The 21564-nt window shown below is 60.6% G+C and carries 20 protein-coding genes; 6 read left to right on the top strand and 14 right to left on the bottom strand.

The window, feature by feature from the left end:
- Nucleotides 1–116: 116 nt before the first annotated feature.
- The 3 genes from SH664x_RS15315 to thiC all read right to left on the bottom strand — a co-directional run bounded on the left by SH664x_RS15315 (nt 117) and on the right by thiC (nt 4718).
- Nucleotides 117–1763, bottom strand: coding sequence for an alkaline phosphatase (locus SH664x_RS15315; RefSeq protein ID WP_437202357.1), 1647 nt, complete (start codon nt 1761–1763; stop codon nt 117–119).
- A gap of 176 nt (nt 1764–1939) precedes the next feature.
- Complete coding sequence (locus SH664x_RS15320) at nt 1940–2335, bottom strand: CAP domain-containing protein (protein ID WP_437202359.1); 396 nt, start codon at nt 2333–2335, stop codon at nt 1940–1942.
- A 547-nt stretch (nt 2336–2882) separates the two neighbouring features.
- Nucleotides 2883–4718, bottom strand: a complete 1836-nt coding sequence (thiC, locus tag SH664x_RS15325) for a phosphomethylpyrimidine synthase ThiC (RefSeq protein WP_437202360.1) — start codon at nt 4716–4718, stop codon at nt 2883–2885.
- Nucleotides 4719–5074: 356 nt separating this feature from the next.
- On the opposite strand from thiC, the gene SH664x_RS15330 reads away from it, so the two are divergent.
- From SH664x_RS15330 to guaA, 4 genes are all read left to right on the top strand, one after another.
- Nucleotides 5075–6109 carry a hypothetical protein gene (locus SH664x_RS15330; protein WP_437202362.1) on the top strand — a complete coding sequence of 345 codons (1035 nt, stop codon included), beginning with the start codon at nt 5075–5077 and terminating at the stop codon, nt 6107–6109.
- Between the two features lie 48 nt (nt 6110–6157).
- Nucleotides 6158–7180 carry a DUF1559 domain-containing protein gene (locus tag SH664x_RS15335; protein WP_437202363.1) on the top strand — a complete coding sequence of 341 codons (1023 nt, stop codon included), beginning with the start codon at nt 6158–6160 and terminating at the stop codon, nt 7178–7180.
- Nucleotides 7181–7250: 70 nt separating this feature from the next.
- A complete protein-coding gene (locus tag SH664x_RS15340; RefSeq protein WP_437202365.1) occupies nt 7251–7631 on the top strand; it encodes a hypothetical protein in 381 nt (126 codons plus the stop codon).
- 154 nt (nt 7632–7785) lie between these two features.
- A complete protein-coding gene (gene guaA / locus SH664x_RS15345) occupies nt 7786–9354 on the top strand; it encodes a glutamine-hydrolyzing GMP synthase (protein WP_437202366.1) in 1569 nt (522 codons plus the stop codon).
- A gap of 241 nt (nt 9355–9595) precedes the next feature.
- Here the strand turns inward: guaA and SH664x_RS15350 are convergent, their stop codons facing one another.
- The 11 genes from SH664x_RS15350 to SH664x_RS15400 all read right to left on the bottom strand — a co-directional run bounded on the left by SH664x_RS15350 (nt 9596) and on the right by SH664x_RS15400 (nt 19696).
- On the bottom strand, nt 9596–10063 hold the full coding sequence (locus SH664x_RS15350) for a hypothetical protein (RefSeq protein WP_437202368.1): 468 nt from the start codon (nt 10061–10063) through the stop codon (nt 9596–9598).
- Nucleotides 10064–10425: 362 nt separating this feature from the next.
- The gene (locus tag SH664x_RS15355; RefSeq protein ID WP_437202370.1) at nt 10426–11073 is read right to left on the bottom strand and encodes a DNA-3-methyladenine glycosylase family protein; all 648 of its coding nucleotides are present in this window, start codon (nt 11071–11073) and stop codon (nt 10426–10428) included.
- Between the two features lie 156 nt (nt 11074–11229).
- Nucleotides 11230–12132: an alpha/beta hydrolase gene (locus SH664x_RS15360; protein ID WP_437202372.1), complete on the bottom strand. Its 903-nt coding sequence runs from the start codon at nt 12130–12132 to the stop codon at nt 11230–11232.
- On the bottom strand, nt 12129–12791 hold the full coding sequence (locus tag SH664x_RS15365; RefSeq protein WP_437202373.1) for an HAD family hydrolase: 663 nt from the start codon (nt 12789–12791) through the stop codon (nt 12129–12131). The genes SH664x_RS15360 and SH664x_RS15365 overlap by 4 nt, the downstream gene beginning before the upstream one ends.
- Nucleotides 12788–13465 (bottom strand): family 16 glycoside hydrolase, encoded by a 678-nt coding sequence (locus SH664x_RS15370; RefSeq protein WP_437202375.1) that lies wholly within the window; start codon nt 13463–13465, stop codon nt 12788–12790. The genes SH664x_RS15365 and SH664x_RS15370 overlap by 4 nt, the downstream gene beginning before the upstream one ends.
- A 117-nt stretch (nt 13466–13582) precedes the next feature.
- Nucleotides 13583–14827, bottom strand: coding sequence for an amidohydrolase family protein (locus SH664x_RS15375; RefSeq protein WP_437202377.1), 1245 nt, complete (start codon nt 14825–14827; stop codon nt 13583–13585).
- A 117-nt stretch (nt 14828–14944) separates the two neighbouring features.
- The gene (locus tag SH664x_RS15380; protein ID WP_437202379.1) at nt 14945–15709 is read right to left on the bottom strand and encodes a HisA/HisF-related TIM barrel protein; all 765 of its coding nucleotides are present in this window, start codon (nt 15707–15709) and stop codon (nt 14945–14947) included.
- Between the two features lie 146 nt (nt 15710–15855).
- Nucleotides 15856–16563, bottom strand: coding sequence for a lysophospholipid acyltransferase family protein (locus SH664x_RS15385; protein ID WP_437202380.1), 708 nt, complete (start codon nt 16561–16563; stop codon nt 15856–15858).
- Between the two features lie 173 nt (nt 16564–16736).
- Nucleotides 16737–18008, bottom strand: coding sequence for a phosphopyruvate hydratase (gene eno / locus SH664x_RS15390; RefSeq protein ID WP_437202382.1), 1272 nt, complete (start codon nt 18006–18008; stop codon nt 16737–16739).
- A 194-nt stretch (nt 18009–18202) separates the two neighbouring features.
- Nucleotides 18203–18547, bottom strand: coding sequence for a DMT family protein (locus SH664x_RS15395; RefSeq protein WP_437202384.1), 345 nt, complete (start codon nt 18545–18547; stop codon nt 18203–18205).
- Nucleotides 18548–18658: 111 nt separating this feature from the next.
- Nucleotides 18659–19696: a hypothetical protein gene (locus tag SH664x_RS15400; RefSeq protein ID WP_437202385.1), complete on the bottom strand. Its 1038-nt coding sequence runs from the start codon at nt 19694–19696 to the stop codon at nt 18659–18661.
- Nucleotides 19697–20079: 383 nt separating this feature from the next.
- Between SH664x_RS15400 and SH664x_RS15405 the strand changes: the two genes are divergently transcribed.
- Nucleotides 20080–20202, top strand: a complete 123-nt coding sequence (locus SH664x_RS15405) for a hypothetical protein (protein WP_437202387.1) — start codon at nt 20080–20082, stop codon at nt 20200–20202.
- A 74-nt stretch (nt 20203–20276) separates the two neighbouring features.
- Nucleotides 20277–21419 carry a L,D-transpeptidase family protein gene (locus tag SH664x_RS15410; RefSeq protein WP_437202389.1) on the top strand — a complete coding sequence of 381 codons (1143 nt, stop codon included), beginning with the start codon at nt 20277–20279 and terminating at the stop codon, nt 21417–21419.
- Nucleotides 21420–21564 lie beyond the last annotated feature (145 nt).

Below are 21564 nucleotides of genomic sequence, written 5' to 3' on the forward strand. Positions count from 1 at the left end.
CCGGGTCGCAAAGCAGCAATGGGAGAATCGTCCTCTCCATCCCTTTCAGGGCGGCGCAATGCCCACCTTTTCCTGCGGGCCGCAGCAGTCCAGCGCGAAAGGTCTCTGGATGAGTGCTATTTGCTCGTCACAGCTTGAGGTGTGATCAGGAGTTCCGGCTTTTCAAAAACCAGGTAATGCCCGTGGTCGGCCGTCACAATCATGACGGTTTCGTCCCAGGAACTGTGCTTCTCGACCCAGTCGGTGACCGCTCGCACAGCTGCATCGCCGCTGAAAACAGCGCCGATGGAATTGTCGATGTTGTTGTCGTGATTCGCCCAATCAACGTCACCCGCTTCCAACATCATCCAAAAGGGAGCGTCATCGGCACCCAGATAATCGAGGGCCGTCGTCGCCATCTCGGCCAGGACCGGATTTTCCAGCAGGTCTTCTGGCGTGTAGCTCTCCGCCTTGCGGGACTTGCCCGGCGCGGGATTGAAATTGCCGTCTGCCGTTTGAAACGGCAGATGTCCTTTGGTTCCGCTGGCTCCGAAGAAGCCAAAGAGTCGCTGATTGGCTTGCCGGGCTTCGGCCGCCTTGACCCGCAGCTGTTCCGCGCCGCTGACACCCGGTTCACGCGTGGCCACGACATACTTCCCACCGCTGCGAACGTCAGCCTGCTGCAGTGTTTCCGCGGTCAGGTACAGATTGCCCGGAATAAAATTTTCCCCCTGCTGTTTGCTTTTGGCGGCGTTCACTCCCCAGCCGCAGCCGATCAGCAGGTCGACGCCGGGGAGCGGTTTTTTCGGGTGGCTGATCGACGTGAGCCCCAGCAGATCGCGGGTCAGATCCTGATAATCATCCCGTTCGACGTTGTGTCCGTAAGCGGAGGCGGGAGTGGCATGGCTGATGGGGACGCTGGTCACCACGCCGATGCGGTATCCCTGACGCTGCGCCAGGTGGGCGATCGTGTCGACCTGCCCCCCGTGAATGTCGACATTGACCGACGCGTTAAACGTTTTAATGCCGGTCGTCATGCTGGTTGCCGAACTCGAGGAGTCGGTGTACGGCTGGCGAAATTCCTTGGATTCGGCTTTTCCGATCAGGTATTTGAGGTCTGTCGGCCGGCTCCAGGGGAACGATCCGGCAATTTCGAAGGCATAGCCGCCGCGCGTTCCTTCTTCGGAGGGGCTGGCGGTCTGCTTGTTGATGTCGACGACGGCATCGTTGATCCAGGGACTGGTCACCATATAGCCGTATTGGGTGGTGCCGCGGGCTGTGTAATCCATGAAATGCAGCCCTTCCCCCCGGCCGGAGTCAAAGGCGATCCGCTGATTTTTATGAATGGTGGCCGCCCAGGTGGTAAACCAGTCGGTGCCGTCGAACACCACGAGAATGATGTGTTTCTTGCCAGCGGCCAGAGCGGCCCGCTGAATGTCGAACACGTTGGTCTGGTCGAGATACTCGGCGTTTGGATTCAGGGTTCCGACGGGGACCTGACCGTAGAGCTTCTTGAGAGCTGCGGGATTGCGATAGGGACTGTTGGGGCCGGTGTAGCTGGTGAGGTCGATCCCCTGCCCGGCACCCAGCGTGCCGAAGGTATAAACCGGAATCAGGCGGTTGGAATGGGTTGACCAGGCAAGATAGTTTTCGGGGTCCCATCCCCAGTGGCCGAACTCGGCCTTGTTCTTCCCGATGGCCTGTTCCTGAAGGTCGCGAATGTAGTCTTCTGCGGGGCATTCCACGGCCAGGCAGATCAAACAGACAGTCAGCAGCCATCGCATACTTGGGATTCCTTGCGGAAAGTCGGCGGGAAGGAGAATCGGTTGGAGCAGAGAGCGGGTGGCTCGCCCGTTCAGGACTCTCATGAACATCCGCGACGGAGCGCGGCCTGTTCGCCTGCGGGCGGCTCACCCATCTCATTCTGTTACGATCAGTCCGCCATCATAACAATGGCACGTTAGCGATACACCCCAGCATAGAACCACTGTCCGTTGGCGGCCCGCTGGCAACCGAAGCCGACGCGGGTACTGCCACCCATCACAAAGGCCCGGTGTCCGGGGGAATTGATCCAGCCCTGCACGCAGGCAGTGCCGTTGGCATATCCACGACCGATCACCTGCTCGCCGCCGCCGTGATACATGGAGTTCTGGGCGGCCATCGTGTTGGCCCACCGCTGAGCGATCTTGCAGAGTTCTTCATCCAGAACCTGGGTCGGCATCCCTGCCTGAGCCCGGAAGCGGCAGCTGGCGGAATACATTTCCTGAATCCGTGGATTCTGTCCCAGCGGTGGTGACGTGGTGGCTCCCAGAAACAGAACCGAACAGAGGAGCGCCAAAAGTCTCAACTTCATCATACAGCCTTTCGTTCCTTCAAACTGTGGCCGACTGCTGCCTGTCGGATGGGATGTGAATCCATTCCCCGGCGGCTCGCCGTCCCAAATCATCCCGGGAAACCGTTCCCGGGCCTCCCAGCGTGACGGTCCCGATGGCGGCTCTCAACGGCGATCGGGCGGCGCCGAAGAACTTTTTCGTATCCATTATTTTTGAAGTAATGGCGGTTGAATCGCATGCGAGGTTTCTGTAGTCGCGGAGAGACGAGGCTGCGGGCCTCGTGCGGGGGCTCAGCGGTCGGACCCGGCAAAGAGCGAGGCCATTTCCTGTTGGCAGCAGGGTGTGGACCGCAGCCGCGAAGCCAGTGGGAAGGCCCTGTCCTGAAAACAAAACAGGACGCGCGATGCAGCCATCGCACGTCCTGATCAATTTGCCTGTTGCCGCTCCCCGACTCCGCCAGACCCGGGCTTTGAGCGTTTTTGACTTTTGATTGCCCCCCTCGCCACGCGGAACTCAGCATTTCTCCAGACGAAACGCTTGCTGCGCGGGCACCGGAAAGAGCCACCTGCTTTAGCGGGTTTTCAGTTCAACCAGCGTCAGGTTCTCCTGCAGCTGCTGGGCGGACTGCGAGTCCCTGTAGTCGCTGTGGCAGTTGGCCTTGCCGGCATCGGCCCCGACCGCCTTTTTCGTCTTACTGGCGAGCTTGTGAATCTCATCCGGCGAGAGCACCCCGCGCTTTTCGAGAATCTCCCGCTGTTCGGCACTCAATGCGGCCGAGACCTTGGCCCGGTTCCACTGGTAGTCCCCTTCCTTTCCGGAGGCGAACTCCACGATCTCCTTGCTGATCCGGACACTGCACCAGTCGTGACCGCACATCGCGCAGAAGTCGGTGTCAACGTCGAGGTCTTCATCGTGATAGGCCCGGGCCGTATCGGGGTCGAAACTGAGCTCGAAGTGTTTTTCCCAGTTCAGGGCAGCGCGAGCCTTCGTCAGTTCATCATCACGATCGCGAGTTCCGGGAATTCCCAGGGCCACGTCGGCGGCGTGAGCGGCGATCTTGTAGGCGATGCACCCCTGCTTGACGTCATCTTTCTTGGGAAGACCGAGGTGTTCCTTCGGAGTGACATAACACAGCATGCTGGCGCCGTGGTACCCGGCGGCGGTCGCCCCGATGCAACTGGTGATGTGGTCATAGCCGGGGAAGATGTCGGTCACCAGCGGACCGAGCACATAAAACGGTGCCCCGTGGCACAGGGTCCGCTGCAGCTTCATGTTGTATTCGATCTGGTCGAACGGCACGTGCCCGGGCCCTTCGATCATCACCTGGACCCCCTTTCGCCAAGCCCGTTCGGTCAGTTCACCGAGCGTGCTGAGTTCGGAAAGCTGCGCGCGGTCGGTGGCATCGGCCAGTCCACCGGGACGCAGGCCGTCACCGATGGAGAAGGTGACGTCGTATTCCCGCATGACGTCGCAGATCGCTTCCCAATTCGTATACATCGGGTTCTGATCGTTGTGGTCGATCATCCACTTGGCGAGGAGCGACCCCCCGCGGGAGACGATGCCGATCAGCCGCTCCTTGACGTACGGCAGGTGCTCACGCAGCACTCCGGCATGAATGGTGAAATAGTCCACCCCCTGAGCCGCCTGATGCCGCAAGGACTCCAGAATCACTTCGGCATTCAGGTCGTACAGCTTGCGGCCGATGATCATCGAATAGATGGGGACGGTGCCGATCGGAACTGTGCTGTTCTGAATGATGGCCGCCCGGCATTCATCGAGGTTGCCGCCGGTGGAGAGGTCCATCACCGTGTCGGCCCCCCAGCGTTCGGCCCACTTCAGCTTGACGACTTCGTCATCCGTGCCGGAAGAGACGGGAGAGGCCCCCATGTTGGCGTTGATCTTGGTCTTGGAGGCCCGGCCGATCGCCATCGGGTCGAGCTGATAGCCGAGATGCACTTTATTCGCGGGAATAACCATGCGGCCCGCGGCGACTTCATCCCGGACCATTTCCGGCGTGAGATGCCCTTCCCGTTTAGCGACCCGCGCCATCTGCGGCGTGACGATTCCCAACCGGGCTGACTCGAGCTGGGTGAGCGGCTCAAAGCCGGCGGGACAGACGACCGTTCGCAGCACGCCGTTGGACTGCGCGAAGGTGTAGGTGTCGACGTCGCCCCGTTGCTGGCCGACGGTGGCGGCCGGATTTTCGGTGGTGCTCCAGTTCTCCGGGAGGAAATCCCAGGCGGTCTTGTCCGAGGGAGCGGGCATCCCCGGAGTATCCGGAGAGGAGAAGGTCAGCCGGCCTTCGACGCCGGGGGCCAGATTCGGTTTGCGGGCGAAACTACCGGGAGTGGTTCCTGCGGCAGTTGAGGAAGGGTTCAGGCCCAGTTCGGGAAGCACATAATTCATGAGACAGACATCCCTTCCGCTCAAATGGCGGCAATTCGATGGACAAACGCAAATGTCAATGACACATCGTACCATCTCCGAACCAAGCGTCTATGCAGCCTGCAGGTTTCGGGGGCCCGGCCAGAGTCGATTCTGTCGCGACCGGCCCTTTCCACTGGGGATGCTGGCCAGGGATGGAAATTGCTGTCGAACCGGGGAACAGCAGGGCTTCCTCCCCGCCGCCTGTGGAAATATTGGCAGGAATCGCCCACACTGACCTGACGTTCTGGCGTATTCAGTGACACCTTCACGGGCTCATGGGCGTGTCGGGTTCTGGGGACCAATTGGGCGGGCACCGAAGGGAGCAGTGGCAAGGCATGCAAATTTCGCAATTTTTCTGCTGGGCAGCGTGTGCATGGGGGCTGGTGACAGGATCAGTCCTCCTGGCTGAGGAACGGACCCCCACCAAAGAATTCGAAGTACGAAACAATCGACCGTGGCTGGGAGGGCACGAAGTCGATCTGTGGGGCCTGCGCTGTGGCAACGCGCTGTACAGCCAAGCAGTCACCGAGAGGCACATTCACGCACTCGACAATATGGCGGCTCACGGGATCAACCTGATTGGATTCTACATCCAGGGAAGCAACGGCGGCGTCCCCAACCCTGAAGCTGGAATCAACGGCTTCACGCGGGACGGGGCGATTAAACCCTTCATCGCGGACCGGATGGAACGTCTGATCCGCGAGGCGGACAAACGGGGGATGGTGGTCATGGTCGGCCTGTGCAGTCCCCGCAAGGATCAGGACTTCTACGACGAGGCCGCCATCCAGAATGCGATGGAGAACACAGCGAAGTTTCTGATAGACCGGCAGCTGAAAAACGTGTTCGTCGACCTGATGCACGAGTTCAGCCATCCGGAGCGGATCGATCATCCGATCTTCCGCGAGCCGGATGGAGAAGCCAAAAAGGCGAAGCTGACTCAATGGTTCAAAGCGGTCGCCCCGGACATTGAGGTTGGCATCTGTCCCGATCACGACTCCACCACCGGCAGTCGCTATCCGGGCATGGACATCCACATCATTCAGAAAGATATGGAGATCCCCCCCGACGGATTTGTGGTCAACGTGGAGACCTTCCGGGAGGACCAGTACTCCTACGATGGAATTTTCAATCCCGGGGCGGTCCAGTCAGTTCGGGACAACTGCGAACGTTACCTCGCCGCCCCACATGCGGTGATGCTGTTTCATGCCGCCTATCTGCAGGGCATCAGCAATCAGAGCGGCTCTGCACCGCACGCGGAAATGGGGGGCTACGGGACCGGCGTGCATGACCGCGGAATCCGGTTCTATTTCGACTGGGTCCGCGATCACAAAGGACGCTGGGAGTATCCGCAGCATGTCCCCGTGAAGTAACTCCAGCCGCGGAAGGCTGAGGAGACCTGCAATCGAAGGAGGTGCGGCATGCGACGCAGGGGCTTTACACTGATTGAACTGCTGGTGGTGATTGCGATCCTGGCGGTCCTCATCGCACTGCTGCTGCCGGCGGTGCAGCAGGCCCGGGAGGCAGCCCGTCGGGCGGACTGCAAGAACCGTCTGAAGCAGCTGGGATTGGCACTCCACAACTACGAGTCCACCCACAAAGCCTTGCCGATGTCGTCCATTGTCTACAGGAAGAGTGACGGCAAGATCGGGACCAATTATCTCGGTCCGCATGCCCGGATACTTCCCTTCGTCGATCAGGGGACCGTGTACGCCGGTCTGGACACCTCTGCGGAATACGGACAGACGATGAACAAGGAGGCTTCCGGCCGCGTGATCGACCTGTTTCTGTGTCCGAGCGAGCCGTTTCGGGAAGTAGCGGACCACGCCACGTTCGGCAAGGTGGGGGGCGTGAACTACGCCTTCTGCATGGGAGACTGGTACGTCTGGAATGGCCTCGATAACGACTCGCCCCCCACGCGTTCCGCGTTTGGTGTCAACATCAGCCGTCGCTGGGCCGACTTTACCGACGGCACGAGCAACACGCTGCTGATGTCGGAAGTGAAGAACAATCAACCCTACGTGCGCGATTGTGGTCCCCTCTCGTTGATCAATGATCCGCATTCGGTTCCCCCGCCGACGGCGAACTATCTCGACGTGGCCCCGGAATACAGTGCGGCCGGCTGCAGCTTCTTTGAGAATGGTCATACTCAATGGGCGGAAATGGCGGTTCACCACAACGGGTTCACGACTGCCTGGCCACCGAACAAAGTGACCAAAGGGGGACCAGGGATGGGGCTGGATGTTGATATCAACAGCAATCGGGAACGGATCGGAGGGCCGACGTTCGCAGCCATCACCTCCCGCAGCCATCACGTCGGCGGTGTGCAGAGTCTGTTCGGCGATGGGGCCGTCCGGATGATTTCCTCCTCCGTGGACGGCTTCCTCTGGCGGGCAATCGGGACCGTCGGAGGGAACGAAGTGGTCGGCGAAGGGGCCTTCTGACCTGGATCAACCCGTTCCCACTTGCGGAACACGGGAGCGGTCCTGTCCGCTGCAGTGAGGAGATTGTCCGATGAATCGTCGACGCTTTGTGGTGAGCTCGACCCTGTCGTTGACAGCACTCTGGGGCTGCCGGAACGAGAACCCGGTCTCCGAAGCGTATCATCAGCACGCGCGGGAGTTGCTGCTCCGCTGCCTCGATGCCTGGCGCAATCGTGACACGCGAAGTCTGACGAGCGGCACAGACCGGGTCCGGTTTGTGGATGATGATCTCCGTTCCGGCTGGAATCTCCTCGCTTACCAACTGGTCAATCCCGATCAGAAACTCCGTCCGTTTGAAGGGATTCCGGTCACGCTGGAACTTGAGGATAAGGCGAAGAAGAAGCGGACGGTCGTGGCGTATTACCAGATTTCGCTGACGCCACGTCTGACGGTGCTGCGGGCTGATCCGTGAACAACGGTTCGGGGGAATCGCTGACGCAATGGTTTCCGCTGATGTGAAGGGCGATTCTTGACAGCCGGAGCCCGGTTGCATGCGGGCGAATGAGGGTTACAATGCCCGATTCCCCATTTTTCCGGATGGTCCATCGTTGACCACGAGGAGCACGATGACCGCTTTCTCCGCTTCGGCCGATCTTCAGCAAGACACCATTCTGGTCCTCGACTTCGGTTCCCAGACAGCACAGTTGATTGCTCGCCGGGTTCGCGATCAACAGGTCTTCTGCCAGCTGGTCCGTCATGACCTGACGGCTGCCCGCATCCGCGAATTGAAACCGAAAGGTCTGATCCTCTCGGGAGGCCCGGCCAGCTGTTATGCCGCCGGAGCACCGCAGATCGATCCGGAGATTTTCGATCTCGGCATTCCGATCCTCGGCATTTGCTACGGGATGCAGGTTTCCTGCCGGGCGATGGGGTGTGAAGTCAAGCCGGGTCGCTCCCGCGAATTCGGTCACACCGAGATGCAGTGTGACAACGAGAACCCCCTGTTCAAGGGACTTCCCAAATCGTTCACCGTCTGGATGAGTCACGGCGACCGGGTCGAGAACCTGCACGAACAGTTCGTCGTTCTCGGCAGAACCAACGACTGCCCCAACGCTGTCATCAAGCACCGCGAACGCGAGATCTACGGCTTGCAATTCCATCCGGAAGTGACGCACACGCAGCATGGCGAGCACCTGCTGGGGAACTTCATCCGGAATATCTGCGGTTGTGCCGGCAAGTGGAAAATCTCCTCCTTCATCGATCAGGAATGTGAGCAGATTCGTCACCGCGTCGGTCAGTCCCGCGTGATCTGTGGCTTGTCGGGCGGAGTTGATTCTTCCGTCACCGCCGCCCTGCTCTACAAGGCGATCGGCCAGCAGCTGACCTGCATCTTTGTCGACAACGGCATGCTCCGCAAAGGGGAGCGTGAGCAGGTTGAATACGAATTCAGTGAGCATTTCAAGACCGACCTGCATGTCGTCGACGCCCGGGATCGCTTCCTGGATGCCCTGGCCGGAGTCACTGACCCGCAGGAAAAGCGGAAGCTGATCGGCAAAATCTTTATTGACGTGTTCAAGGACGAGGCCCGCGGGATCGCCGATGCCCACTTCCTCGCACAGGGAACGCTCTACCCCGACGTGATCGAATCGGGGGCGAATCCGGACGGACCGGCAGCGACGATTAAATCGCACCACAATGTCGGCGGGCTGCCGGAAGAACTCGGATTCGAATTGATCGAACCGCTACGCATGCTGTTCAAGGATGAGGTCCGCGTGATGGGGAAAGAACTGGGCCTGCCGGATCAGCTGATCTGGCGGCATCCGTTCCCCGGTCCCGGACTGGCTGTCCGCTGCCTTGGAGCGATCACTCAGCAGCGGCTCGATACCCTGCGCGAGGCGGACGCCATCTTCATCGAAGAACTGGTCGAAACCGGTCACTACCGCAAAGTGCAGCAGGCCTTTGCCGTGCTGCTGCCGCTGCAGACGGTCGGGGTGATGGGGGATGCCCGCACCTACGAAGATGTGATCGCATTGCGATCGGTCGACACCGATAACTTCATGACCGCGGACTGGTCGAAGCTCCCGTATGACATGCTGCAGCGGATCTCCACCCGGATCATCAATAGTGTCCGGGGAGTCAACCGCGTCGTCTACGACATCAGTTCCAAGCCCCCGAGCACGATCGAGTGGGAATAAGGGGACGCACGCAGCGCACGTGTCCCGTCGTCGACCCTTTATCCAGCTTGCCCCGGGGAGGGCGCTCCTCGAACGACGCCTCTGCGGGAGCATTGGCGTTTTCAGCGTACGGTCGGTCTCGCAGAGTTGTACACGTGAGGCAGCGAGTTCCGCAGCGTGCTGGCCTCTCAACGTGTCAACCTCTACGGTGACTGAGAGGGGCTTGACTCTGCCTTGCCCCGTCCGAGGGAGGCTCGGATTATCACCGCTCCCCCTGTGACGACAGCGAGATGAGGCTCAGGCCGACCAGTGTTCCCTCGCTCCGGGCAAACTCGGCGATCGGCTCGTGCAGCGGCTCGGGAAGAGTGGGAAGCAACGTGGTCATCGCCACGATCTCTTCACCCCGGAGCAACTGCTCGGTCCGCAGCAGATCGACACTCTCGAAGACAAACCGCTCTGTCAGCTGCGCATTGCAGTCCTGCAGCTGCTCCAGAAGATGGCTCAGGGCCGCGTTCGCCCCGTCCACATACAGGCGGAGTCTCCACGTCGGCGACGGTTGTTGATCTTTGATGTCCACGGTCACCCCGGTCGTTTTCGAGCGCGCTGGAGTTGAAGAGTCACGTCGCGGGGTGGTCGCTGGCGTCTCCCAGATCAGGGAGAGAGGAACGCTGCTGTTGGACGACGTTGGCTCTCCGGGCAGTTGAATAACGTAAAATGTATCTAACGGCATTGTCCGTGATGCCCCTTCCTCTCTGCCTTCACGGAGTCTGTCTCTGAATGCATGGAAAAACAGGCTGCACTGACCTCCCGAGGCCAACCTGTGGTGACAAGTTGCTCTTTCGAAGTGGGTCGACGGGGCATTTTCGCAACGCCAACCTGAAGTTAAGTCGCACCTGCAACGTGTCAACCCCCCAAAATCTTTGGAATTTCACTCGTGCCCCCGCGTGAAAATTCGCAAAGCGAGTCGAGCTCGTCACAAAGTGGGCCGGAATCGCAACGGTCCTTTGCCACTCTCGCCGCATGCCAGAGCGGGCGATGATTCCTCTAACCGCTTCGCCGGGAATCAGGTTCCCCTGCCGAAAACGTCAGGCGTCATTGAGAAAGGGGTTTTGATTCCAGACTCCGCCACAGATACCAGGAGGCGACTGTCGCATAAGGCCGCCACGGTTCTGCGAGCCGCTCGCACTCATCCCGTTTGGGCTTGTCCGGCAGACCGTACAGACGCTGCAGCGCCACCTGGATTCCCAGATCTCCGTGAGGCAGCACATCCGGGCGACCGAGTGAAAACATCAGGAACATCTGCGCGGTCCAGACCCCGATCCCCTTCACCGCGACCAGCTCTTCGATCACGGTCTCGTCCGGCTGGCGACTGAGTTTGTGGAGCGGGAGCTTGCGGCTCTGTACGCGCTCGGTCAGATCGCGGACGTACCCCAGTTTCTGGGGCGAGATTCCGGCTCCGCGAAGTGACTCGTCCGGGAGTCTCTGGATCACCTCGGGAGTCAGGCGTTTTGTGCCGGCAGCGGTCTCGAGTTTGGCCCAGATGGAGCGGGCAGCGGCACCGGAAATCTGTTGTGAGACGATGGCCCTCAGGAGCGATTCATAGCGCCCGCGGTTCCTTTTCAGCGCGAATGGGCCTACGGACTGAATGACTTGCCCCAGGATGGGATCGCCTCGCTTCAGGTGCCGCAGGGCATTCCCGACGACGTCGGGGGTCAGCGTGATGATCACGGGAACAGGCATGAATGGAACCGTTTCTGAGCGAAGTCGCCGAGAAGCGACGTCGTACTGCGGGGGACGGATTTCAATTCGGGACGAACCTCAACAGGCCAGGCCCCGGTGGTGGAGGCACTGGCGCCTGATCGGGTGCCTGACAGCGAAAAGTTTGCCGCAACCGGTCTATGGCCTGACGGGCATCGGCAGGCTATTGAAGAACTCTTCATACGCTTGGCGAACCGGTCCGTTGGAAATGATACCCAGATTGTGGCCCACGTCGGGGAGTGTCAGAAAGGTTTTGGGAATGTCGTTACGGGAGCGATCCGGAGCCGCGGCGAACAGGCGTGCTCCCAACTCGTAAGGAACAACCGGGTCGGCCGTGCCGTGAATGGAGAGGAGCGGGCAGGTCACCGCCGAAATCCGCTCAATCGAGGGAAAGCGGTCGATGAGCAGCACCCGGGCGGGGATCCACGGGTAGTGCACAGCTGCGGCGTCGGCGAGTGATGTAAACGTCATGGAAATGATCAGCCCGCCGGGGACAACGTCCCGTTTGCACAGATCGCTGGCGAGCCGCGTGGCGACGGCCCCTCCCAGTGACTCTCCGCAGATCACAATCTGATCGGGGGAGAAAGCCAATTCCGTACAGGCGTAGTTCCAGATCGCCTCCGCATCGCGGGCGATTCCTGCTTCAGAAGGACTCCCGGCATTCTCACCATAGCCGCGATAGTCGCAGATCAGGCAGGCACAGCCGAGCTGGGTGAAGACCTTCAACGCATCGGCCCGATTGGCCCGGTTTCCCCCATTGCCGGGAAACAGCAGGACCAGCCGGTTCGCCTGTGCCAGCGACGTGCCCGCAGGTGTGGCGAGCCAGCCGTGAAGCGTCAGTCCCTCTGCGCCGGGGATGCGGACTTCCCGAATCTGGTCGGCAGGCAAACCGGCTTGATCAGGAGTGACGGGACCTCGGGAGGGAAAATAGATGAGTCGACGCTGGAAGGCCGCGATCGGTCCCAGCACTCCTCCCAGCAGGAGCAGCCCCAGCATGCCGAGTCGGATCAAACCTCTTCGCGGCTTCGCAGGCTCGCTCATCGCCGAATCAACTCCCGAATGCGGGGATCACCCAAGCTCTGCGCGACCCCCTTCGCCACGCTGAAATCATGGTGGCGGCTGTGGTCGTGCGGCACGGAAATAATATGGGCACCGGCTGCTGCGGCTGCGCGGGTGCCGTTCTCGCTGTCTTCCAGAACCAGCATTCGTGACGGATCGACCTCGAGCCGTTGAGCCGCTTTGAGATAAATCTCCGGATGCGGCTTGCCGTGGCTGACATCTTCCGCAGTCAGCAGAGCCTGAAAGCGGGGCAGCAATCCGTACCGGTCGAGAATTTTCGTGGCGTAGTCACGGTCGGACGATGTGGCGACCGCTTTGGGCAGTTGATGATCTTCAATGTGCTGCAGCAGTTCGAACAGGCCCGGCATCGGGGCCAGATGGTGGTCGAGCAGACCGTCAAAGATTTCGCTCGATTCGACTGTCAGCAGCTCGATGGTATCGGCCAGTTCCATATGGTCGATCATCGCCTGAAAGGCCTCGTGGGCGCGGCGGCCCATCATCTTGTGAAACAGCTCGGGGGTGGCGAGCTTGCCGCGGCGGCGCATCAGCTCGGTGCCGGTGAGATGAAAGACATCCTCCGTATTGAACATCAGGCCATCGAGATCAAAAACAACTGCCTCAATCCGGGGAAGCTCCGTCACTGTTTCGCCTTTTCCTTCGCTTTTTCAGGGGTGAGTTCGCGGTACTTCAGATCGCGAACCGCACCTTCCGTCTGATAGGTTGCCAGCCCGAGCGGCTTGCAGAGTTCCATTTCGATCCGCAGGCCGATGGTCCGTTCCGTGTAGTCGACATCAGCGATCTGCTTGTCGTCGAGCCAGGCCAGAATGTGGGTGTCAGTCACCTGCAGCTTCACCTTGTACCAGTGGTCATCTTCGAAGCGGACATAGTCTGAAGTCTCATTCTCCGAAGCGTCGAAACCGTCGATGCTGGACAATCCGACCACTCCCCCGCCCCACCCACCGAGGACGAGCGTGCAGTTTTCTTCCTTCACCGGAAATGTCAGGCCCAGGAAGAAGTCAGCCCCTTTGATCCGCTTGGCTTCCAGGGCAATCTCATAATTCGCTTTGGGAAACGCCGGCCCCTGCCAATGGACGCCGGTCAGGGGCTTTCCCTCGCCCAGGGACATGACCCCCTCCTTCACCGTGATCCGTCCATCGCCACCAAAGCTGGACAGCTTCCAGTTCTTGAGGGAGTCCTTGGCGATCAGAGGTTTCCACTCCACAGTTCCCTTGGGACGTTCCGGATCCCCTGCCAGAACGAGTCCTGACAGCAGCAACAGGCAGACGCCAAGGCGGCAGAGGTGGGTGAGTGACATGCTGGAAATCCTGGGGAATCGACGTTGTCTGCAGGGCAGGCTGACCTGTGGAAATATTGTAGACATCCCGATGACGATCATCACCCTTAGGGGCCGGGCACCGGGGAGGCCTCGCGCTCAATTCTTGTCCGGAGCAGCGGGGGGCTCAGGGTGGGCGGCTTGATAGGCCTGAACCTTTTTGCGGACCCCCGGAATGATCCGCTCCGCATTCTCGTGATAGACCTTCTTGAGAACATCGTCCGGCAGGCCGATTCCGTAGATGTTCCACAACCCTTGCGGAGGGAACGGATTGTCTTCGTAAGGGAAGTATTCGTCCCATGTCTCCAGAAAGCGGAAGTGCGGGATCAGCTCGGTCATGGGGGGGATGCCATCGGTTCCGAACAGGATCCGGTCCGCATACTTCAGGAAGAATCGCCGGGCTGTATAGGGTTGACGGCCCAGTTCGGCCACCCGTGCGGCGATCTCCACATTCATGTTGGGATACTGGTCCAGATATTTTCCCAGCAGCAACAGATCTTCCGGCAGGTCGCCCATATGAGCACAGATGAACGTGGTGTCGGGATGCCGGGCGATGACTCGGTTCCGCGCGTCAATCAACTCCTGCAGCGAGGGAAACTGCTCCCCGTGAAAACTCCATTCCGGGTGGCGATAGAGTTCTTCCCAGCGTTCGTTCTTTTCGTCGATGGGATTAAAGAACGAGAGGGGATCACCGCAGTGCCAGAGGACGGGAACCTTCAACTCCCCTGCCCGCTGCCAGACCGGGTCGAACCGCGGGTCATCCGGCTTGAGGAGTTTGCCATCGGCATCTTTCAGGTAGAGCCCGAGGTCCTTGAGAAGCTTGAGTCCACTGGCCCCCTGCCGGACCGCTTCGGTCAACTGGTCGGCCATTCGGAGTCCGAATCCCGGCTGATGGACATCCCACGTCTGCGGCTGCCTGGGGTCGCCGCGGCCGATGTAATCCATCCGCACGAAGACCACAAACCGGTCGGGATGTCGATCATGCAACTGGTGCAGATGCCCGGCGAACTTCGGGCCAGCGGGGCCGTCGAGGCTGACACTGACTGCGATGTTGGCTTCGTCCATGACCTTGACCATCTCGTCGATTTCCTGAGGGGTCAGGGTGGCGGGATGGGTATGCACGTTGACGCAGGGATACTTCGCCCGCGTCAGGATGTGCTCTGGAGTCTTGAGAACGGAGGTCGGTCGGAACTCGTCGAGGTAGATGCGGCGGGGACGCTCCGGCGGAGCCGGTTCAGCGCCGGGCAGGCTCGAATTTCCCGCCATCAGACAGATTCCGAGTGCCAGCGCCGACGGCCAGAGGCTGCCGGGGGTTCGGGCGTGTGTGTTCGGCTGCAATCTCATCAGACCCCTCAACTCAGGCTCGGGATGTGTTCCGCAATCAGCGAGTAGAGTAGGCCAGAATGGCATCCGTTTGCCACCAGCCGTCAGCGAGAAGGGACCATCCGGAGTCGCGGGAGGTCAGGCGTCGATCGCCCGCAGGATGTCGTCATCCGACAGTGACTGGAATCCCCGCCAGTCGGAGGGAGTGATGCCTCCATCGTGGAGGGCCGACGCCACCATCGCGCCGTCGAGGCGGGCCAGTGAGAGCGTATGGATATCGGCGAGCGAGCGGACCCCGCCTCCCGTCCAGAGAATCATCTCCGGCCACCGCCGCTTCAAACTGTGACAGAAGGCCACGGTCGGCACGCCCCGGTTTTTGCCGATTCCGGCCAAGTCCAGGACGATCAGATGGTGGACGCCGCATTCCACGACCCGGCTGACCACTTCGATGCTCTGCATGCCGGCGGCACATTCGCCGATCGGCTGGCCATCGCGCATGTCGAGACTGAAAAGAATCCGCTCCTCACCGAACTCCCGCGTAAACTGGCAGACGAGATCCAGATCGGGCAACGTTTCGAGAGCGATCGCGACTCGCGCGACCCCCATCTCGAACAGCTTCTGTGCCTTGGCAAGGGTTTCGACACCCGCATCGACCACCAGCTCCACCGGGAGCGACGCAAGATCCGCCAGCAGCTCGCTCTGGACTTCCCCCTGCTCAATGCCGTCAAGGTCCGCCACGTACAACGACCCCGGTTCATACTGCTTGACGAGCGCCGCAGCTGTCGCCAGCGGCTCACTGGAATTCAGGAGCCGACTGCGGTTGGGGCGGTAGAGATCGCGCTCGCCAGCCATCCCTCGGACGACCTGGCCACGCTGCAGATCAACGACCGGAACAAGCTCCATGATGCTCTCCGGAATGTGGGCCACTGGACAGGCATTTTTTCGATAGTACGCCCTCTGCCGACGGTTGCCAGTCAAATCGTGGAGGCAATTGTCATTTCAATTGAAATGAGTTCCTGAGCGGGCGTCCCGGTTCACGCCCACACCGCTCAGGCCGCCTTGGAGACCTTGACCTCGGAAGCTGCGGAGGAGGGAACGACACTGCCGGCCATCGCGTCGGCGCGGAGCTGCAACTCGTCCATCCGGCGCTGCAGCTCTTCACAGTACGGGCCCAGCTGATCGCGGCTCAGCCCCGGCGGAATCAACATCGGCTCGCCGCCGACGGAATAGACGGTGGTTCCCGGCAGAGGAACCAGCAGATCGGTCCATTTTCCACGCGGCCTCCAGGCTTTCACCGCCGAGATAGCAACGGGCACGATCTTGCGACCGGAGTGCGAGGCCAGAAAGACGATTCCCGGTTTCAGCTTACGTCGCGGCCCCCGCGGGCCATCCGGTGTGATGGTGATATTGACGTTCGCAGCCCCTTCCAGCATCTGTTTGATCGCCGTGGCGCCGCCGTGATTGTGGGATCCGCGGACCGGACGAATGCCGATCGCCTGCATCACCACCGCGACATAATCACCATCGGCATGTCGACTCGTAAGGGCCGCCATGCCGTGGACCTTGCCGCTGAACAGGGCTCCCAGAATGCCGTCATGCCAGACGCAGTAAACGTAGCGCTCCGCCGTCGGTGCGTACGGAGAAATTTGCGGCGCCTCTTCCACGATGTGAACCTTGCACGACCAGAACAGCCAGCGGTTGATCGATGCCAGGCAGCGTGCGAGCAGACGAATCAGGGTTCGGTTACGAATCTTCACGGAATCCGTTCCGGGCAAGATGACAGAAGGCAATCAGGGGGGGAATCATACGACCTGAGCCGGAAATCCGCCAAGAGCGTTTTCAGCCCGTCGAAACGTCAACGGCCGCATCCCAAAGGACGCGGCCGCTGCCAAGAGACACACTTAGCGGAGGTGTGTCCCCCGCTTGCGCCTTAAGAGATCGTTCCGCCGTAAACTGCTGCGCGGCCGAGGATTTCTTCAATCCGGAGCAGCTGGTTGTACTTGCAGATCCGGTCGGTGCGGCTGGCGGAGCCGGTCTTGATCTGTCCGGTTCCCAGAGCCACAGCCAGGTCGGCGATGGTGGTGTCTTCGGTTTCGCCCGAGCGATGGCTCATCACGGCGGTGTAGCCGTTCTTGTAGGCGAGGTCGACAGCCTGCATCGTTTCGGTCAGGGTTCCGATCTGGTTGACCTTCACCAGAATGCTGTTGGCGATGCCCTTTTCGATCCCTTCTGCCAGACGGCTGGAGTTGGTCACGAACAGGTCGTCGCCGACGAGCTGGCAGCGATCGCCGAGGCGATCGGTCAGGAGCTTCCAACCGTCCCAGTCATCTTCCGAGAAACCATCTTCGATCGAGCAGATCGGGTACTTGTCGGCCCAGCCGGCCAGCAGTTCTGCCATGCCGGCGGCGTCGTAGGTCTTACCTTCGACCGTGTAGATCTTGGACTTGGTGTCGTAGAATTCGGTGGCGGCACAGTCGAGAGCGATTTTCACCTGATCGCCGGGGGTGTAACCCGCTTTTTCAATCGCGGTGAGGATGACCTGAATCGCTTCTTCGCTGTTCTTGAGGTCGGGAGCGAAGCCCCCTTCATCGCCGACGGCGGTGCTCATTTTCTTGTCGTGGAGCACTTTCTTCAGGCTGTGGAACACTTCGGCACCGCAGCGGAGAGCATCACTGAAGCTCTCGAAGCCGAGCGGCATGACCATGAATTCCTGCAGGTCGATGCCGTTATTCGCGTGGGCTCCCCCGTTGATGATGTTCATCATCGGAGCGGGGAGACGGCAGGCCCCTGCCCCGCCAAGATAGCGGAACAGCGGCAGTCCGCACGAAGCGGCGGAAGCGCGGGCGACCGCCATCGAGCAGGCGAGAATCGCGTTCGCACCCAGACGAGACTTGTTCGGGGTCCCGTCGGCGTCGAGCATCGCCATGTCGATGCCGGCCTGATCGAACGAATCCATGCCGCACAGCAGCGCGTCGAGTTCATCGTTCACGTTGTTGACAGCCTTGGCAACGCTCTTGCCCAGGTACAGGCTCTTGTCGCCGTCGCGGAGTTCGCAGGCTTCGTGTGCCCCGGTGCTGGCACCGCTGGGAACCGCTGCCCGGCCAACGGCACCGTCTTCGAGCTCCACATCCACTTCCACAGTGGGGTTGCCGCGGCTGTCCAGAATCTGACGTCCATGCACCGAGAGAATAGCCATACTCATTTTCTTTCCTTCACGTCCTGTTCGCTGTGCTTGCGGGCGTTTCGCGCCTCGTCACGGCCATACAGTTGTTGCGATATGTTGATCAGTGCAACGTTTTAGCAGACAGATCGTTCCTCAGCCAACGATCGTGGTTCCCGTGGGACGGGGATTCGAATTGGCGGGAGCCGATCCTTTGACGGGCTCGTGCCTTCCATTCACGTCGCCGGGACGCGACCGACGACAAACGTGCAGACGACGGCCGCGAGAATGAATCCAAACGCCAGCCAGTCGTTCCAGCGCAGGGACTGCTGCAGGTACGTGGCGGAAAAAATGGCGAACACCGTCAGCGTGATGACTTCCTGCAGGATCTTGAGCTGGGGAGCGGTAAAGGTCTCGGAGCCGATCCGGTTGGCGGGGACCTGAAAGCAGTATTCGAAGAAGGCGATCCCCCAGCTGATCAGAATGACGGTCCAGAGCGGTGCGGACTTGTGCTTCAGGTGGCCATACCAGGCAAAAGTCATGAACACGTTCGAAATGGTGAGGAGAATGATGGTCTTCATGACGTTGACGCAGTTGCGGCTCGGGAACGGGACGGGGTTGGAAATCGTGTTCGCGCAAACAAAAAGCCGCCCGGGTAACGGGCGGCTTGTGTCATAGCATAGTCGGGCAAATCAGTGCTGCGCGACCTGCGTCTGCTGCTGGTCAGGACGGGGAGCAACGGGCAATCGGACAACCGACGGAGCCCGGAAGCTGGCCTGTGTCACCAACCGCTCACGAGGCGCCTTGAGGCTGGCGATCGGGGCGGAATCGAGCTCCAGAGGCTGAACTTCGGTGCTCGGCTTGGCTGGAGAATTGAAGGGATTGATCTCCTCGTCGGGGAGGAGATTGCCGGCGGGGGCGTTCGGATTGGCCGGCGGATTCCCCATCGGATTGATGGGATTGATCGGGTTAACCGGGGCGTTGTTCATCGGATTGACCGGCGCGACAGGGGGATCAAACCGACGCAGGTCATTTGGCTCCATGGGGTTGGTCGACCGCTGATTGTCGGGGGCCAGCGGAGTGAACGGACGGGCATTGTTGTCCGGATTCGTGTTCCCGGCTCCGTTTCCCCGCCAATTCTGCTGGGGATCGTAAGTCGGCACCCGGTTAAACTGGTCGCCCGGCGGGTTGTTGTCGTAGGTCCGCGGTGGCGACTGGCGGGGAGTGATTTCTTCTTCCTGCCGAGGCTTGGAAAGGTTCGGATCGGGAACCGGTGTGGTGCTCGGGGAATAGGTAGCGCCGCAGTTTCCGGTTGCACAGTTTCCGCCCGGGCAGTTCCCTGTGGCACAGTCACCGGTTCCACAGGCATTGCAGCCGGAACCGCATGGATCGCAGCCACACGGATTGCATCCGCAGGCAGGCCCGTACCCGGCACTATAAGCATAGCCGCCGTAGCCCATGTTCCACGGGGCGTAATACGAACTGATCGTGCCGGGGCTGGCGGGGTATCCGATCGTTGAGGGGTAGCCAGCGTTGTAGTAGGGAGCGGCACCGTACCCGTAACCACCGTAGTATCCGCCGCCGAAAATCGGGCCGTAGCCGAAGATTGCGTTGTAGGTCCAGGGAATGATTCCCGCTTCCGAGGTCGCGGGCATTGACGGTCCGGCAAGGACCACAGACAGCAGCAGGGCTCGCTTGAGCAATGTCAGCGGCGGCATAAATTCTCCCACGATAGCACGGTCCAGAATGGAGTTTTTGTCGTCCTGACTGGATACGGTTGCGCACCGCTCCACTTTATCTGTTTTAACAGGCGTCGAACCACTGTCAAATCCAGCACATCCCGCGCCGCTGTCGAAAACCGGGCGATCGGGCATTAGGAAAACTGAGGTTTGAGTGTCGGTTCAGAGGAACCCCTGCTGGCGGTATGACCGTTCCCGCTGAACCCGCTGCAGTCTCTCCGGGAGATTGACATTGTGGCTGTGGGGGGAGGGAGATAACGTCGCTGTTCCCCTCTCGCTCCCCTGTCAGTTCTTGGTCCCCTTCGGAAAGGACTCCGATGCGCCGGATATGCTTACTGTTTGTGGCAACATGCTTGCTGACAAGTGGTTGCACGATGTTTGAGTGGTTGGCTCCACACCAGCTCTGGAAGTTGAACCGTCAGGCTCCTCTGGGGAACGAGGATGCCTACTTCAGCATTCCTGCCGAACCGGCCTCTGCCGTGAACCTCGTGAGGTAGGCCAGTTTCGGCAGTTTTCGCCGGCCCGAGGACAAACTTTCAAGTGCCGTTGAAGTTCTTACAGGGTCCCCCCCATGCTCGAACCACAGCCCCAACGTCATCCGTTGCAGACTTTCCAGTTCTGGTTTGTGGTCCTGTTGAGCGCCGGCGCCGCAGCGGCCTGGAAATTCGACCTGCTCAGCTCCGGGAATCACCGCCGGGTGCTTCCTGTCATCACCGATGAGCCGATGCCCCCGCCTCCAGAAGGGGCGGAAGAACTCCCCGCAGCGGAGCCCGCTTCCATTGCTGAGTCGCTGGTGCTGACCGATGTCCGGACGGATGCTCCAATTCCCCCCGGCAGTGCTGCGGCAGCACCACTGCAGCAGCCGGAGATCGACCTCCCTCCGCCGCAGGAGGAACCACAACTTCTGCATGACGCACCACCCCTCCAGACGGTCAGTGCTACGGAACCGCGGATGCCGGAGTCGGCCCCGGTTCAGGCGGAAACCGGACCGTTACCAGTGATTGCCGTCGGCGATGAATTGTCGATGGAACAGGTCGACCGCCTGATCGATGGGGGACAGGATGTCGATGCGCATCGCCTGCTGTCCGGCTGGTATTGGCAATATCCCGCACAACGGCCCCGCCTCGCCTCGAGGCTGAATCTGCTGGCGCGGCGCATCTATTTCCAACCACAGCCCCACTACCTCGAACCTCATAAGGTCCGCTTCGGGGACCGCCTGGAGACAATTGCAGCAAAGTACTCCGTCCCGGTTGATTACATCGTTCGCCTGAACCAGATTGATCCGGGCAGACTCCGCCCCGGGCAGTCCTTGAAGGTAATTCAGGGGCCCTTTAGCGTGCTTGTGGATCTCGGCCGGTTCGAGCTCACGGTCCATGCCCATGGGTACTATGTGGTCAAACTTCCCATGGGATTGGGCGAGGATGCGGTTTTGCGTGCCGGGACCTATCACGTCTCGGAAAAGCTCACGAACCCGACCTACTACGGCCGGTCAGGGGTGGTTGCGGCGGACGATCCGCTCAATCCGCTGGGGGAACATTGGCTGACGCTGAACAACGCAGAGGGGACCCTGCGGGGAATTGGCATGCACGGCACGATTGAACCGGGGGCGATCGGGCTCAAGGGTTCGGCGGGGTGTCTTTGTCTGCGTGAGTCGGACGTGGCTAACCTCTTTGCTCTCTTAACGATCGGCTCAGAAGTTGTCGTGCGGGAATAGTGCGGCCGGACGAGTCGACCGCCGGTGCAATGCGCGCCCGGGGAACAACCAAAATCGATTCGTCGAGACAGGTTGCAGCGAATTCGGAATTTCTGCTCGCGAAACTTGTGTGATGCTGCAGAATTCGCTTATACTGCTCCGCTTT

It is taken from the genome of Planctomicrobium aquicomposti (genome assembly GCF_051466325.1).
Lineage (GTDB): Bacteria > Planctomycetota > Planctomycetia > Planctomycetales > Planctomycetaceae > Planctomicrobium.